Here is a 16,608-nt window from a genome sequence, read left to right on the forward strand (position 1 = left end):
AAAATGCCTTCAGCTATTGATGTATTTACGGAAAAACAAATTGCTTATGCTAGACGAACGAATATGTTTAAGTACATGTTAGCAAGGGGAGAAGATTTTGATGTGGTTAGTAGTAAATTTGTAGAACATACGGTACATGATAGTTTACGTGCGAATATCAAAACAGGTGTGGTCAATTGGTATTCTAAAGGACTTACCTCTTGGAACAATTCGATTGATTTTGCTATGCAATTTTTTAACGAACCCTACGAACAAGTCGTTCAATCCTTGTTAGATTTTCAAAAATATCAACGTGTGCAACAAAAATTTAATCAGAAATGGAACGAACAAGAGAAGAAAATAGCTAAAAACAAAAAGCCTGATTTTTCACTTGAAAAGCTAACAGAAACAGGTAACTATGATACGAATCAGTTATCAGAAAAAGGGAAAGAATACTTAAAAAATCGCTTTTTCTCTGAAGAAACCATAAATATGTTAGCACAACGAAAGCTGATTTCTAGTGACAATCGAAACAATATTATTTTTCGATTTAGCGGCTTAGATTATGGAAATTTTGGTAAACCAGTAGGAGCAGACGTACAAGGAACGTATGAACGTCCGTTAGAAAAAAGAATTAACTATAACAATCCCAATCAATTGGAATTAGAAAGAAAATATTTTAAAGGCGTGGCTTTGAACAGTCAGGAGAATTACGGCTTTTTATTTGGTTGTGAGTGTTCCTATAAACAGGATGTCACGTTATATGTTACGGAAAGCCCCATTGAGTCGATGTCATTATATGAATTGACTAAAGACTCTTTACCAGATAATTCTTGGTTTCTATCTTTATCTGGATTGAAGGAAGAAACCATGTGGGCAACGGTCAATAAATTGCAAGATTATCTACTTGCGCCAAGAGTTCAAGTTGTTTTAGCACTGAATAATGATACTCGTGGAAGAGAATGTATTGAAAAAATCCACCAAGAATATTTAAAGAAAAAAGAAGCGTCTCAATTTGATGAAAGGGTTAAGCTGTCTTTGTTCTTACCTGATTTAGAAAATGGCGATTGGAATGAAATTTTAGAACTAAAAGAGACAGGTCAATTAGCTAGTCGACAAGAAAAAATAAAAGAAAAACAATTGGCACAAATGATGTGGGCAGAGAAGATCAGCCAACAAATGGAGACTACTGTATGATCCGTTCATGGAAGTGGAAAATTTTAGTCATTGTTTTACTTGGGGGAGGAATAATAGGAGTAGCTGTTTCGACAATTGAGTACATTCAACAATCAGTCATTGTTTTATTAGGTGGTTCTGAGACTCAGCAACAATCTGAAATAAGTACTAATTTAAACCTTTCAGAAGATGTTTTAGCACTAAAAAGTATTGTCGAAAAATATGCTAAAATAAATGGGATTCCTGATGAAGTCCCATTTATTTTGGCAATTATGATGGTCGAATCAGGCGGGAAAGGGTTAGACCCTATGCAAAGTTCAGAGAGTGCAGGTCTAGCACCAAATGCTTTTACAAGTCCAGAGCAATCCATCAAACAAGGGGTCGCTTATTATAAATCTTGTTTAGAATCAGCTCAGAATTTAAACGTTACAGATAAGAAAGCGGTCATTCAATCTTACAATTATGGTGCAGGTTTTTTATATTGGCTAAGTAAGAATAATAAGAGCTATTCTTTTGAAGCAGGAGCGGAATTTGCGTGTCAACAAGCAGGTGGTAAGAAAGTCGTTTATACGAACCCTATTGCAAGTTCTAGAGGAAATTGGCGCTATGCTTATGGCAATATGTTTTATGCTGATTTGGTTTATCAATATATCGAAAATACTGAAAGTAATCGTTCTGAAGGTGGCTCTTCTTCGTACATTTTGCCAGTAGATAATCCAGTTGTTTCAAGTCCATTTGGTTGGCGAGGTAGTCCGCTCACAGGTGGTTCTGAATTTCACCGAGGTCTTGATTTTGCCAATGCAGCAGGTAGTTCTATTAAAGCAATTGCTTCTGGAACGGTGATACGATCTGAGTACCATTATAGTTGGGGAAATCATATTGTTATTCAACATGATGATGGAAAAGTGAGCCTCTATGCACACCAATCAGTATTGATTGCGAAAGCTGGTCAGAAAGTGAAACAAGGAGAAGTCATTGGAAAAATAGGAAGTACTGGTGACTCTACAGGGCCACATTTGCACTTAGAAATTGCCAAGTCAACGGATTTATCACAAGGGAATCTAATCGACCCTAAAGGAGTTTTAGGCATACAATAAGGAGTGATTGCATTGAATCTAGGGAAGAAAATATTGTTAGTTAGTATTAGTTTTCTGGTTGGGATAGTAGCAACTATTTATTTGATTAATCCTTTTATTCAAAAGAAAGAAACTGCTAGTCAAGACCAACAAATTGAAACGTTGAAAGAGGAAATAAAAACGAAAGAATCAACAGCTCAAATCAAAGAAGAAGCAGAAAAAAATAGCTATGAAGGATTGCCAAATGATACACGAACGGCAAGAGAATTAGAAGCTATTCAGGCAGTTGCGTCTGATTTTTTAACACTATATTATCAAACAACAACAGAAAATGTCGATAAAAATTTAGCTGAACTCAAAAAGTTAACTATTGATAATAACAGTGAAAAATATCGTCCAGGATGGTTGACACAACATGCTTCAAATGTGCTTGTACAAGAAGTTGTATCAGAAAAATATTACACTGATTTACATGCAGTAAATGGGAAAGCAAGCGTTATGGCATTTCTGAGTTTACAGGCAAAAATAGGGGATGGCGACGTTTTTCCTGAACAATTTTTGAACCGAGTGGAGTTGAAAAAAGACGAAAACAATGTTTGGAAAGTAACAGGATTTAAGTGGACAGCAACTAGTGATGATTACATTAATGTGGAGGATTTCTACTCTTAAAAAGATACAAAAAAGAATAAGAGGGGGATACTTTGGATAAAATTTTAGAACTAAAAGAAAAGATATTCGATTATCGTGAACAAGTCCAATCGAAAAGCAGAAGTAAATCAAAATTCAGTAAAAAAGTCGAGAAAATTTCTTCTCGGCTTTATATTTTTCTCTTTATTTTAACGATTGTGGGTTATTTCTTTTTCTTCTTTTCAAGAGATATTTTTGTCGATGATAGTCCAATTATTGACAGTGGGACTGGCACAATGAGTACACAAAAAATTGGAGAAATTAATGTACAAGTTTTATCCAGAAAAGTGAATCCTTCGAGTCATTATGGGGAGTTTCTTTTTGAAGTTGAAGGAGATCAATTAAATACGAATCGAGAATTTCAAGCGGTTGTTTCGGAAGAAAAAAACAAGACACAATTGAAGTCGCATTTGATGAAAATTTACGATAATTATTATGTTTTACAGGTTGAAAACATTCCGGTAGATTGGAAAAAATTAGTCGTTGATTTTGGTTATGTAGAGACCGATTTAGCTGATTTTGATTTAGAAAATTCGACTAAGCAGGAGGAAAAAACACTCCAAACAACTTTTAATTTTGATTATCGAAAAGTAAAAGAAACAAACGATTTGGAGAAAAAATCAAAACAAGAATATGTGATTGAAATGACTCAAGAACAGATTGAACAGACTTTAAAAACTAGAAATGAAGCGGATAAAACAATCGAAGAATTAACAGAAGAAATGAAAAAGATTGACCAAAAAATAGAAGAAAATCGTGAAGAACTTGAGTACAAAACTGGTGAAGAAAAAGAAGAATATGAGCGAGCGAATCAACGACTAGAGTCTCAAAAACAGAAGTACGAAGATAAAATAAAAGAATTAAATGAGACCAAAAAATCGTTAGAAGAAAAACGCCAAAAACTGATTGAAAAGAACCGAGAAGCACAGAGTGAAAAAACAAATTAATCCCTTTTTAGATTGGGGCGAAAACAGGGCGACAGTCGGGGCGAAGATAGGGCGAATAAGGATGGATTTGGGGCGACAGTTGGGGCGGAAATAGGGCGAAAAGGGGCGAATTTGGGGTGAAAAACAAGAAAAGTGTAATACGCGGGAAAGCCTTGCACTGCAAGGCAATACACCTTGTGTGTATTACATTTCCCCTTATGCTCATACAACAAACAGGAACGTTTAAGTGAGTGCTAAGAACTGATTCAATAAGAAGAGAAATAAAATAACAAAATACTGGAGGGAATACATGGCAACTAAGGATAAAAAAATACTGACAATTAGAGATGTAGATGTGTTAGTACAGAAAAAATTAGTAGAAGTTGCGAAGAGAAAAGGGTACAGTAGTCGGGACGAAATGTTGCGAGAAATTTTAGAAAAAGTAGCTTATGAAGAGTACCAAATGGAGACGGAAATACGGTACAAAAATTTGATTAGTGAACAGACCAAATTTCTCAAAGGACTTCAGGAACAACTGTTGATTCAGCAGAAAGATTTTATGTACAGTTTGGCGCAACAATTTTCCGATTATGAGATTTCAAAATTAGAAAATTATTTTATTGTTCCAGACGATTCATGAGATCGTTTGGAATAAAATTTTATGGGAAATCTTTTGACTGTTTGGTGAGAAAAATAAAGTTAAACTGGAAGAATAATTTTAAAACAAACGTCAAGCATATAAAACATTTAACACCCTCCTTTCTGGATGAAGATTTCAACCAAATAGGAAGACAGCAATTTGATTCTAGCATAGGATTTTTCTAAAATTTTATTTTCTCCAAGTCAAAAGATTTCCTTCTAATTTAAAAAAGTTAGAAGGGAATTTTTCATTTATGGCAAAACGTAAAAAGAATTATTATGTTTCAGAAGAAACGATCCAAAAAATAAAAGGTTACTCCGTTTCAATGAATAAAAATGAAGGAGATGTACTCGACTTTCTTATCGCTTTTTATGAGCGCCATACGGAAGAAAAGAGAGAGACTCAAGATGAGATTTTACACCAACTAAAAAAATTATATGCCAGTCAAAAGCGTATTGAAGAAGATGCTAACTTGACGTTAAGGCTGACAGATAATTGGTTACTTTCCGAAAATCTACCAGGTTATCGTGAAGAAGAATCGGTGACATTAATGGAAGCGAGGAAAGCCTATAAACGTGAGAAGAAAGGATTGGTTACAACTGCTAATCATAAGGCAAAATATTATCTTAGGAGAGACTAATGACTAAGAAAACCGCAGGTATTATTATGACCGTAGCGTTTACTCTTCCTAGTAGTAAAGCATATGCTGAATTTCTCTCATATATGGATCGAAGTGAAGCGGTTCGTAACGAAAATTTTCAAAAATACAATTTATATTCTGATCAGAATCGAGCAGGGAGTTATAATGCAATCGATGGAGCTGGCGAGACCATGTTTGCGACTTATAATGACTACATGAACGACCCTTTAAAAACGTCTAGCCTGTTTACTCGAAGACATGACCAAGCACCTATAGAAGAAGTAAAATATTTAAAAGAATATTTTACAGAAGCACAAAAAAATGAATCACCATTATGGTCAATCGTTTATAGTTTTCGTAATGAGTGGTTGATTAAACAAGGATATTTAGATCAAGAAACGAATGAATTAGATCACGAAAAATTGATAGAAGCGATAAGACTTTCTGTAGAATCTTTAGAGAAAAAAGAAGGACTTAAAGGGGAATGGTCTGCCGCTATTCATTACAATACAGGACATATTCATATTCATGTGGGTTATGTTGAAAAGTTTCCTACGAGAGAATGGATTTATTATGAACACCCGACAGATATTGAAAAGACAGGGTGGCAATTTAAAGGAAAATTCAAACAGAAAAATGTCAACTTTGCGAAACGAACATTTGTGAATGAGCTAATACAAAATAAAGACCAGTTGGTTCAAATGGAAGAATTGTTAGCAAAACAAAAAAATCTTGCTTTAGAGCATTCCACTGATTTTTTATCTGGTCGATATGAAAAATTGTTTGAACATTTGTATCAAAAGCTACCTAGCAAGAAAAACTATTGGAAATATGGTTATGCAGAACGTCATGGTTTCAAACCAGAATTAGATCGAATAGTGAATCTATTTCTACAAACAGATGGTCAAAAAACAATGGAAAGATTATTGCCACTGTTACAAACAGTATCAGACGAATATGAGGAAGCTTATGGCAATCCACGAAATAAACCGACTTATTTTCATAATCAAATTTATGGTAAAGAAGGTTTGTATGCGAGGATAGGAAATATTATTTTAAAAGAAGCATTAACGTATGCGAAGCAACAACAAAAAGGTCGAGTAATGGGAAGTCTAAGTACGGATGATATTGAGCAATTACGATTAGAACAGGCTTGTATTCGAACGGATTTACCTGACGCTTCATTAGAAAACTTTCAATCAGAAGAAGTTTATCAAGCATATAATGATTTACAATCACTCGAAGATCAGATTCCTGATGAGATGGAGGAATCTATAGCTATTTCTGATAAAGAATACCAAGAAATCAATGACGATTTTTTAGAATCTGTTTCTTTTGACGAGACTGATAGTATGCACGAACAAAAAAATAAGTCATTATTTATTCAGGAAGAAACTTCTAAAAAAATAGATGAAGCAATGAGTCAATTAACTGACTATTTTCAAAAACGAGATGAAACATTAGAGGAACGAAAAGCTTCAGTGATTGAACAAATGAAATATGAACAGAAGTTGAATGGGAAGAACAAACGTGCGATGTATATTCGAGAAAAAGATGGAGATATCTTTTTTGAACCTGTATCTGTATTTACTCATGAAAAGTTACAACAAAGAAGAGTATTTCATAGCGGAGAAAAGCCTGACATTCAGTCACTAAATTTTTCCAGTTCAGAAGATAAGCAATTTTTTTCAGATGATGAAGAGAAACAATATTCTTCAGATTCAAAAGATAAACAATCTGTTTCGTATAAGAAAGATAAACAAAAAATAAATAGTAACTTAGATGCTTTTTCAAGAGGAAATCAGCGCCGAATTTTAGAACAATATTCTGAAGCAACTCTGGTATATGGTTCACAGCAATGGAGATTGAAAAATCGCAAAGTAAAAGAAGATGAACTTTCAAATGGTATACGAATTGTTGCGCCACGAAGAGATGAAATGGGTTATATAGAATTTATAGAAATTTTGGTTTATGACATTAGCCAAACAGAAGAATTGCCACTTCATGAGAGAAATAAAAATGATGAGATTGAATCTAAGCGACCTAAATCTAAAGTTCAAACTAGAATAGGATACAACGGATATCAACCAAAGAACCAAGAGTATGAATTAAAAAAGATAATGAATCAGCTAAGAAAAAGTTGCGACCGGAGTCTTCAACATTATTTGAATCAACGAGCATATGAAGAAATGGAATATGCAATTGAGCATAACCTTTAATTGTGTAAGCACAGATAAAATACGTTGTAAAATCTAATTTTACGTGGTAAAATATTTGGCGAACAGGGGGAATGCAGAATGATTCATGTAACAGCTAGAAAAGTTGGTAATTCAATCTCTATTTCAATTCCTAAACAATATCAAGTTGAAGCAGGAACAGAGTATGTCACCTATAAATCAAAAAATGGTGGATTGATTTTTACACCAAAAATTAAAAATCCATTTTTATCAGATGAATCTTTTCAAAAAGCAGAAGATGAGGAATGGCAATTTTTAGCTCAGGAGGAGATAGAAAAGGATGTATGAACCGCAACAAGGTGACCTTATATGGTTGAATTTCACGCCGTCTTTTGGAAGAGAGATGAGGGGGAAACACCCAGCCCTGGTTGTTTCTTCCAATGCGTATAATCGTAAAATGAATTATATTATTGTGTGTCCAATTACTTCAGGAGGAAATAATTTTTCTGGTTATATTCCATTGCATGGATACAAAATACATGGAAGAATCAATGCGACACAGATTCATAGTTTTGATACTGAACGAATTGTGAGTAAAGAGTTTATTGATCGATTAAGAGGTGAAGACTTTTTATTAGTGAAACAAATCTTAGATTATTCATTAGAAATTGATTTTTGATAAAAACTGAATAGAAAAGGGTACGCCTTTTCTAAGGAGGGGCGTATCCGCTCCTCCTTCTTTTATCTTTATGGGAGGGAAACTATGAATTATCAAAAGTACAAAGAATTAGGAAACTTATTCAAGGAGACATTCCAAACGGTTGTTTCTGATAAGAACAATTTATTTGATTTTTTTAATCAGGTTCAGATGTTTCATAAATACGATATTTATGAGCAAATATTTATTTACGGACAGAAGTCGAATGCTACCCATATCGCTGATTTTGATACGTGGAAAAAATTAGGACGATTTGTTAAAAAAGGAGAAAAATCCATTGCTGTTCTTAGCCAGTCAACAGGGAAAATAAATATAAAACATTATTTTGATCTTTCTCAAACAGATGGAAAAGAACTTAATTTTCCAGATTATACGTTAGAAAAGAATGATTGGAATCTTTTAGTTAGCCAAGAGATAGAAGATTTAATTGATGAAACAGTTGATTTTACTGAAGAACCAGATATTCGTAGACTATCTATAGAAATTGGTTTATTTTTGGCAAAAAATAAGAGTATTGGTTCTGAAGTAATGGATATAACCGAACAAGAATTCACTATGTTACAAAGTTTGCCTAACTTTTTTAAAGTAATGAATTATGCAAATGAAATAAACCGACTAATTAGTAAAGAAATTTTAGTTTATAAAAGAGAAAGGATGAATGAACATGAGTCTAAAATACTACGAGAACGAGACAGGACAACTGATACCAGAAGTCGAGTATCCCAATTATCCATTGGGGAGATTCGGGAAAATAGCCGTAGCCAAATTACAGGAAGAGAATCCCGTGGAGTATCAAATCAAACTAGTCGAGGGCGATTTGATGAAGTGGGGACACGAGATCAACAAAAAAGTGTGGAACAGAGTAAGCGAATTGATGGAAGCGTTGGAAGAAGCCAATCCACTGACTCCAACTCAACAAGCGAATTTCGAGGAAGCGTCGAAGATACGAATGCAATTTCGGGAACAAGCAATCGAAATCGCAATGAGCGAGATTCTATAGATGGAAAATCCAATTCAGATATAAAAGACTTTGAAGAAAAACAATCTTCGGAGTCTTTTTTTGTTGAAAAAAATCCTGATTACGAAGAAATTACTCCGGATTTTACAGAGGAAGAACTAAACAACATATTGAGACGTGGATCAGGCGTTGAAGGTGGAAAAATACGTATTTACCATTTATACCAACGAACTCTCTCCAAAAAGGAAAGAGTTTCTTTTTTAAAAGAAGAATATGGTTGGTCAGGTTCTACTCTAGATATTCAGGGTTCTTCTTTTTCGATGATGGATTGTCGTCCAGGCAAGGGAATTACGGTAATTAAGAAAATCAATAATGAAGACTATGAACGTGTAATGAAATGGTCAGAGATTGAGGAACGTATCGGTTTGTTAATTCGTCAAAATGAGTATCTAACTGAAGAAGAACTTAAACTTGTGCAATCAAAGAAAGAAGAATCAATTAAAGAAGAGTTAAGTCAAATGGATACTGAAGCAGAGGAATTAACGCTATTTGATTTAGAAGAGATAGAAACAGAGGAAAAACCTGTTGTAACTGAAGGATATGGAACTGAAGTCGCATTTATTCCGAAAATAGAATCTAAAAAAGAGAGAATCAATCATGGCGAAACAATATTTGAACAAATTTCTCGGAATAAAACAAATGGTTTTTCTTTTGAAAATATAGATGTTACTCAATTTTATCCAAGTAAAGCAAGAGAAAAAATCAAAGCAAATCTTGAAGCGATTCGGTTATCGAAAGAAATCAGTCAGACACCTGGGCGAATAACTACTGACAAAGAACGAAAAATTCTTGCAAAATATGTCGGTTGGGGTGGTCTTGCTTCGATTTTTGATGAACGAGATGACCAATATTTAAGTGAACGAAATCAATTAAAAGTATTGTTGTCTGCAGAAGATTACCGAGCAGCTAGAGAAAGCGTGTTGACGGCTTATTATACTGATCCACGTATTATCCAAGCCATTTACCAAAAAATTGAAGCGATGGGCTTTAAAGGTGGCACAATTTTAGATCCTTCGACAGGAACAGGGAATTTCTTTTCGGCTATGCCAAAAACAATCAAAGAAAATTCCACACTTTATGGGGTGGAATTAGACCCAATTACTGGGAAAATTGCGCAACAATTGCACCCTGACGCGAATATTGAAATTACAGGTTTTGAGAAAACTCCTTTAAATAAAGATAAATTTGACTTAGTCATTAGTAATATTCCTTTTGACAACTTCAAAATTGAAGATGAAAACTATTCTAAAAAATATGCGATTCATGATTACTTTATTAAAAAAGCCCTTGATAGCACAAAAGAAGGCGGAATTGTAGCAGTTATTACGTCGATGTCGACAATGGACAAATCAGATTCTTCTATTAGAAGAGAATATGCTGAAAAAGCTGATTTATTAGGTGCTGTTCGCTTACCAAGTAATGCGTTTAAGAAGATTGCAGGAACGGATGTTGTGACAGATATTCTTTTCTTCCAAAAAAATTCTGAACGAGAATTAGAATACTCTCCTAGCTGGGTATTTACTGGAACAGATCCAGAAATACCAGAAGTAAGTATGAATAATTATTTTATTCGACACAAAGAAATGGTTTTAGGAGAATTAGCTGTCAAGAACTTCAGAGGACAAACCCTAACAGTCAAATCACATGAAGGAGACTTAATTGCTTATTTAAACCAAGCATTTTTGAATTTTAATGGTCAATTAGCCATTTCAACGGAAGCAGAAGTGATTGATTTGGTTTCGGTAGAAAAAGAAGGGTTAGAGAAAGAAATTCCAATGTTCAATTATGGAGTCATTGGTGACGAAATTTTCTTCAATGATGCTGGAGAATTAGAAAAGTATGCGGGTTCTAAAAAGTCCACAGAACAAATGAAACGATTGATTGAAATTAAAGAAGCTTTGCTTTCAGTCATTGAGTTACAACGAAATACAGAATATACACAGGAAGAATTACAAGCTTCTTTAAATCAGCTTAATGATTGTTATGATGGATTTGTAGCTACCTATAGTTCGATAAATAAAGTAGGTAAAATATTTGATCGTGATGAATATTATCCGTTGTTAAAGTCAATCGAAGAAGTTCAGGAAGACGGTACAGTTCGAAAGGGAGATATCTTCTTTCAAGCAACGATTCGACAAATAGAAGAAATTACTCAAGTAGATACAGCCCAAGAGGCTTTACAATTATCAATCAATCGTCAAATGAAAGTGGATCTTGATTATATGGTCTCTATTTATCCAAAAGATAAAGAAACAATCATTGACGAATTAGAGGATTCAATTTTTATCAATCCCACGAAGTATCAGGGAGATATTTATGGTGATGTTTGGGAAACACGTGAAGAATATCTCAGTGGAGATGTGAAACAGAAATTAGCAGAAGCAAAATTAGCGATTGAATCGTATCCAGAAATTTTTCAAAAAAACGTGTCAGCACTTGAACAATCACAACCAACACCACTAAAAGCTGGAGATATTGACTATTCATTGGGAGCTACATGGATTCCAACTGAAATTTATCAATCGTTTATGTATGAATTATTTGAAACGCCTCAATACATGCAGAGAAACGGAATTATTCAACTAGAGTATGATTCCTATGCTTCTAAGTATTTTATTCGTGGAAAAAGTAGAGACGAAAATGCACTAACAACCAATAAATATGGAACAAAACGTGCAAATGCGTATTTGATTTTGGAAAATAGTTTAAATCTTTTAAAAGTGGAAGTACGAGATCGAGTGATTGATGATGACGGTAAGAAACGATACGAACTCAATCCAAAAGAAACGATGTATGCACGTACGAAACAAGAAGAGCTACAAGAAACCTTCAAAAGTTGGGTGATGAATCATAGTGAGGTATTGGAAGAATTACACGCAATCTATGAAGAACGGTTCAATCGCATTGTGCCGAGGACTTATGATGGTAGCCAACTAGAGTTTCCTGGTCTGAATCAAAAGATTACTTTACGTCCTGCCCAACAAAATGTGGTTGCTCGTATCTTACATGAAGGAAGAGCGTTAATGGCACATTCTGTAGGTGCAGGAAAAACACTTTCCATGATTACAGCAGGAATGATGATGAAAGAACATGGACTAATCAAGAAACCATTGTACGTTGTGCCTAATCATTTAGTTGGAGATTTTGGGACAGAATTATTACGCTTTTATCCTGCCAAAAAAGTATTGATTACCACAAAAAAAGATTTTGAGAAAAGTAAACGCAAAGAGTTTGTTTCTCGAATTGCCGTAGGAGAATATGACGCCGTTATTATTGGTCATAGTCAATTTGAAAAAATCACGTTATCGCCAGAACGGCAAAAGAAAATGTTACAAGAAGAAATTGATCGAGTTTCTGAAGCAGTTGCGGAATATCAAATGAATAACGAAGAAGAATCTTGGTCAATCAAACAGATGATTTCTTTTGAAAAACGATTAAACGAAAGACTTGAGAAATTAAATAAACAAGATAAGAAAGATCATATGATTTATTTTGAAGATTTAGGAGTGGACTTCTTATTTGTTGACGAGGCGCATGTTTATAAGAACCTTTATTCTTATACGAAACTATCCAATGTGGCAGGAGTGAACTCTTCCAATAGTTTACGTGCCAGTGATATGGAAATGAAGGTCAAATATCTGTTAGAAGAAAATAATCAACGAGGGGTTGTTTTTGCGACAGGGACGCCGATTTCCAACTCGATGTCTGAAATGTTTACAATGCAGAAATATCTTCAACCCGATATATTAGAAACATATGGGGTCAGTCATTTTGACGCATGGGCTTCTACTTTTGGCGAGATTATTTCTTCTTTAGAGATTAATCCTGAAGGTAGTGGTTATCAGATGAAGAATCGTTTTGCCAAATTTCACAACTTACCTGAATTGATGACTATGTTTAATTTGGTAGCGGATATCCAAACACCTGATATGTTAAAACTTCCTGTGCCTAAATTAAAAACTGGAAAAGCACAAATTGTTGTCACTGAACCAATTCAGTATCAAAAAGATAAGGTGGAAGAACTTGGTGATCGTGCGATGGCAGTACGTGAAAAAAAAGTAATGCCAGAAGAAGACAATATGTTAAAAATCACGAATGAAGCAAAACTCATGGCTTTAGATCCACGTTTATTGGAAGACTATGATGAAGAAAAATATGATTCTGAAGAATTAAAGAAAACAAAATTAGCTACTTGTGCCAATAAAGTATTTGCGATTTGGAAAGAAACAGAAGCAGCTCGTTCCACGCAAATGATTTTTTCTGATTCTGGTACACCAAATCCAAAAAAATTTAATGTTTATGATGAAATGAAACGATTATTGATGGATAAGGGAATCCCAGAAGAAGAGATTGTGTTTATTCATGACGCTAAAAATGATAAACAACGAGAAGCGATGTTTGAGAAAATGAGAAAAGGCTCGATTCGCATTATGTTGGGAAGCACAAGTAAAGTTGGGACAGGAACAAATGTCCAAAACAAAATGATTGCGGCACACCATATTGATTGTCCCTGGCGTCCGTCAGATATCGAGCAGCGTGATGGTCGAATTATTCGACAAGGAAATGAGAATAAAGAAGTTCAAATCTATCGTTATGTGACGAAAGGAACGTTTGATAGTTTCTTATGGCAAATTCAGGAACAAAAACAAACATATATCTCTCAAGTTATGTCAGGAAAGGCAATTTCTCGAAGTGTTGATGAATTGTCTGAAACGGTACTAGACGCCTCAGAAGTCAAAGCATTAGCTACAGGAAATCCATTGATTGCAGAGAAGATGAAATTGGACAATGAGATTAGCCGTTTGCGGATGTTGCAATCTGCTTTCTTGAATGAACAAGAAAGTCTAAAAAGAAATGTAGAACAAAATTATCCGAAAAAAATGCAAGAAATTAAACATTCGATTACCCAATTGGAAAAAGATATCGAATTGTCAAAACAATATTCTAATAATGAATTTCAAGTTCAATTATTGAACATGACTTATGATTCTCGAACGGAAGCTACGCAAAAGCTTGAACAGTTGTGCCAAGCTTATAATCGTTCTGAAGAATTTGTAGAAGTGGGTGCTTATCAAGGTTTTAGTATCCATCTAAAACGTAGCGAAATGCAGTATGGAAAGCTTGAAATGAAATTGCAATCTGAAGGTGGACAATATACAACGTTGATTGATCCACAAGCGGGTATTGGTATGGTTCGTCGAATTGAAAATATTGTCCAAAAATTGCCTGAACGGGTCTTAGAAAAACAAGAACAACTAAAGGAAACAGAAGAAAAGTTAGAAATAGCCAAACAACAACTTGGTCAGTCTTTCCCGCAAGAAGAGGAATTAAAAGAAAAAGTAGCAGAACAAACTCGAATTAATACAGAAATCGAATGTTCACTAAGTAAAAAGACAGATAGGCATTCAACAGATGAAGAAATTATGGAAGACGAAGAAATGAACTACTCTACCGAGGAAAGTAGTGAAGAAGAAATAGAAATGGGAATGTAAATGTATAAAAAGAAGGCATAGTACTTATTGCCTTCTTTTTACTTTCTTTTATTTTTTGCATATAATTCTAAATCTGATCTTTTATAAAGTTTGATTTTAGCACTTCCTTTTCCTTCATTTTCATAAAAAGGTTGGATGTACTTTAAACGAACGGATTGTTCAAAAGCTTTAACTGATTGCCCAGTTATTTCAGCACCTTTTCTTTTATCTACTAAATTATTATAAATCCATTCTTGAATTTCTTCCTCTGTTTTAATTTCCATGTTTTATTCACTCCTTAGTAAAAATATAGCATTCCCACTATAAAAAATCAATATTATGGTATACGTACTATAGTAGGTATGCTATAATGTATTTGTAAGTTAATTGATAAGAAATGCTAGGAGGAAAAATAATGAAAGAAACTTATTCAATCAAAGAAATATTAAGAAAATTAGAAGCTACGGATGATGGGATACTATTGATTCCTGATTCTGATGTAGCAATTGTCGACGAACGTGATTTAGAGGTCTTTGAACTTCCGGAATCATTAGAAACTTCAAAAGTTATCTGTTTTTGGACGACAGATGAAATTAGAAATTATTTTAGTATTACGGATAATAGAATTATCTGGTTTGATAATTTTCTAAGCGAAAGTGCGACAGTTTTTAAAGGGAACGTAAAAGAAGAAATTGAAATTGTGATTGATGAAAGAACATTTGAGCCTAAAATTTTATCAAAAAATATCAAAGAATACGAAGATTTAAATTTTTATCAGGAGACAGGGATAGATCAAAACTCCGAGCTTTGAATTAGTTAAAAAGAAGTATTATGACAAGAAATTTCCCTTCTTGTCATAATATAAAGGAGGAAAATAATTTATGAAAAACTACAAAAAAATCAGTTTAATTTTTGTTTTATATTTAGCTGTTTTTTTCTCAGCAATTCGTATAGATGATTATTTATTTGATGGAAATTTGAATCAAGAGCTATCGACACTAAAAAGGCAACATAAAATTGATGATTTTGAAATAGAAAAGTCTACTCAAAGCTTTATGAAAAAGAAGTACTCCATGCAACTTTCATATTCTTCAGAAGATAATCATGCTTATCCTCGAACGATTGAACTCATTCGATCCCCATTTTCGAGTCGAAAGGTTTCTATTGAGTTTGAAAAATAGATGAAAGGAGAATATTTATGTTTTCAAATCGAGAGTGTTTTTGGGGAAGAAATTATATTCCTGTAGATTATTTTAATAAGGCACATTGCTGGCCACCAACTTATGTAAAATGTGATTGTTCTGAATTAGCGAAACACAAAACTTATATGAAAAATGGGCATTTTTATGATACGTATGTTTGGGAATGCTTAAAGTGCAAAAAGAAATATGCTTTGGTAAAAGGAACGACGCATTTTGAAGAAATAAAAACAGAAGGAGAGTAGTTTTGAAAAAAATTATTTCAGGCATTGTCGTATTTATTGGTGCGATAGGTATTGGAATTGGTGTATTTCAGCCACAAGAAGTAAGGCAAATCACTTCGATTGTCGATCAAACATTTAACGAGTTATCTGATAAAAAAGTGGAACATACTTCAGATCAAGTAGAAGTAAAAAATCATAATAAGCCAACTTTTTCTTCGAAAGACTTGTCTCTAGATAAGGGGAATTGGCAAGTATTTTCTGATTTAGATTCACTAAACCGAGTAGGTGAAGCGAATGCTATGTTGCACAAAAGTATGATGCCGACTGAAGAAAGGGAACGGTTATATATCAAGCCAACAGGCTGGAAACAAAAGAAGATGAAGAATGGTGATTATCTATATAATCGTTGCCATTTGATTGGTTACCAGTTAACTGGAGAAAATAATAATCCAAGAAATTTAATGACAGGTACACGCTCGTTCAACACTCCTGCAATGGTAGAGTATGAAAACAAAGTGGCAGAGTATTTACGAAAAACAGGAAATCATGTTCGCTATCGAGTAAGACCAGATTTTCGAGGAAATGAACTAGTTTCCAGAGGCATACAAATGGAAGCTCAAAGTATAGAAGATAATGGAATTTCTTTCAATGTTTATATTCATAACACGCAGGAAGGC

15 protein-coding genes are annotated in these 16,608 nt (G+C 33.9%); 14 read left to right on the forward strand and 1 reads right to left on the reverse strand.

All coding sequences use genetic code 11. The annotated features are described in order from the left end of the window. The first annotated feature begins 3 nt into the window (after nt 1-3). The 10 genes from IGI47_RS13475 (at nt 4) to IGI47_RS13520 (ending at nt 14,529) form a co-directional block, all read left to right on the forward strand. On the forward strand, nt 4-1,176 hold the full coding sequence (locus tag IGI47_RS13475; protein ID WP_438784501.1) for a DUF3991 domain-containing protein: 1,173 nt from the start codon (nt 4-6) through the stop codon (nt 1,174-1,176). Then, a complete protein-coding gene (locus IGI47_RS13480; RefSeq protein WP_438784502.1) occupies nt 1,173-2,252 on the forward strand; it encodes a lysozyme family protein in 1,080 nt (359 codons plus the stop codon). Before IGI47_RS13475 ends, IGI47_RS13480 begins: the two co-directional genes overlap by 4 nt. A 12-nt stretch (nt 2,253-2,264) precedes the next feature. Beyond that, on the forward strand, nt 2,265-2,900 hold the full coding sequence (locus IGI47_RS13485; protein ID WP_104889498.1) for a hypothetical protein: 636 nt from the start codon (nt 2,265-2,267) through the stop codon (nt 2,898-2,900). A gap of 32 nt (nt 2,901-2,932) precedes the next feature. Beyond that, nucleotides 2,933-3,865 carry a hypothetical protein gene (locus IGI47_RS13490; protein ID WP_081123653.1) on the forward strand — a complete coding sequence of 311 codons (933 nt, stop codon included), beginning with the start codon at nt 2,933-2,935 and terminating at the stop codon, nt 3,863-3,865. A 289-nt stretch (nt 3,866-4,154) separates the two neighbouring features. After that, nucleotides 4,155-4,484, forward strand: a complete 330-nt coding sequence (locus tag IGI47_RS13495; RefSeq protein ID WP_179189834.1) for a hypothetical protein — start codon at nt 4,155-4,157, stop codon at nt 4,482-4,484. Between the two features lie 253 nt (nt 4,485-4,737). Beyond that, complete coding sequence (locus IGI47_RS13500) at nt 4,738-5,124, forward strand: hypothetical protein (protein ID WP_438784503.1); 387 nt, start codon at nt 4,738-4,740, stop codon at nt 5,122-5,124. Next, nucleotides 5,124-7,343, forward strand: coding sequence for a MobP2 family relaxase (gene mobP2 / locus IGI47_RS13505; RefSeq protein ID WP_438784504.1), 2,220 nt, complete (start codon nt 5,124-5,126; stop codon nt 7,341-7,343). Before IGI47_RS13500 ends, mobP2 begins: the two co-directional genes overlap by 1 nt. Nucleotides 7,344-7,421: 78 nt before the next feature. Beyond that, on the forward strand, nt 7,422-7,649 hold the full coding sequence (gene mazE / locus IGI47_RS13510; RefSeq protein ID WP_071856366.1) for a type II toxin-antitoxin system PemI/MazE family antitoxin: 228 nt from the start codon (nt 7,422-7,424) through the stop codon (nt 7,647-7,649). Next, nucleotides 7,642-7,980 (forward strand): type II toxin-antitoxin system PemK/MazF family toxin, encoded by a 339-nt coding sequence (locus IGI47_RS13515; RefSeq protein WP_438784505.1) that lies wholly within the window; start codon nt 7,642-7,644, stop codon nt 7,978-7,980. Before mazE ends, IGI47_RS13515 begins: the two co-directional genes overlap by 8 nt. An 84-nt stretch (nt 7,981-8,064) precedes the next feature. Next, nucleotides 8,065-14,529 (forward strand): SNF2-related protein, encoded by a 6,465-nt coding sequence (locus tag IGI47_RS13520; protein ID WP_438784506.1) that lies wholly within the window; start codon nt 8,065-8,067, stop codon nt 14,527-14,529. Nucleotides 14,530-14,567: 38 nt separating this feature from the next. Here the strand turns inward: IGI47_RS13520 and IGI47_RS13525 are convergent, their stop codons facing one another. Next, nucleotides 14,568-14,792 carry a hypothetical protein gene (locus IGI47_RS13525; protein ID WP_086325258.1) on the reverse strand — a complete coding sequence of 75 codons (225 nt, stop codon included), beginning with the start codon at nt 14,790-14,792 and terminating at the stop codon, nt 14,568-14,570. 131 nt (nt 14,793-14,923) lie between these two features. Between IGI47_RS13525 and IGI47_RS13530 the strand changes: the two genes are divergently transcribed. From IGI47_RS13530 to IGI47_RS13545, 4 genes are all read left to right on the forward strand, one after another. Then, nucleotides 14,924-15,319 carry a hypothetical protein gene (locus IGI47_RS13530; RefSeq protein WP_438784507.1) on the forward strand — a complete coding sequence of 132 codons (396 nt, stop codon included), beginning with the start codon at nt 14,924-14,926 and terminating at the stop codon, nt 15,317-15,319. Between the two features lie 70 nt (nt 15,320-15,389). After that, entirely contained in the window at nt 15,390-15,689 is a 300-nt protein-coding gene (locus IGI47_RS13535; protein ID WP_104853519.1) for a hypothetical protein, read from the forward strand. 17 nt (nt 15,690-15,706) lie between these two features. Further along, nucleotides 15,707-15,952, forward strand: coding sequence for a hypothetical protein (locus tag IGI47_RS13540; protein ID WP_086325261.1), 246 nt, complete (start codon nt 15,707-15,709; stop codon nt 15,950-15,952). A 2-nt stretch (nt 15,953-15,954) separates the two neighbouring features. After that, on the forward strand, nt 15,955-16,608 hold a 654-nt coding region (locus IGI47_RS13545), incomplete at its 3' end, for a DNA/RNA non-specific endonuclease (RefSeq protein ID WP_438784508.1).

Origin of the sequence: Enterococcus sp. AZ191 (genome assembly GCF_051713845.1) — a bacterium.
GTDB classification, from domain to species: domain Bacteria; phylum Bacillota; class Bacilli; order Lactobacillales; family Enterococcaceae; genus Enterococcus_B; species Enterococcus_B durans.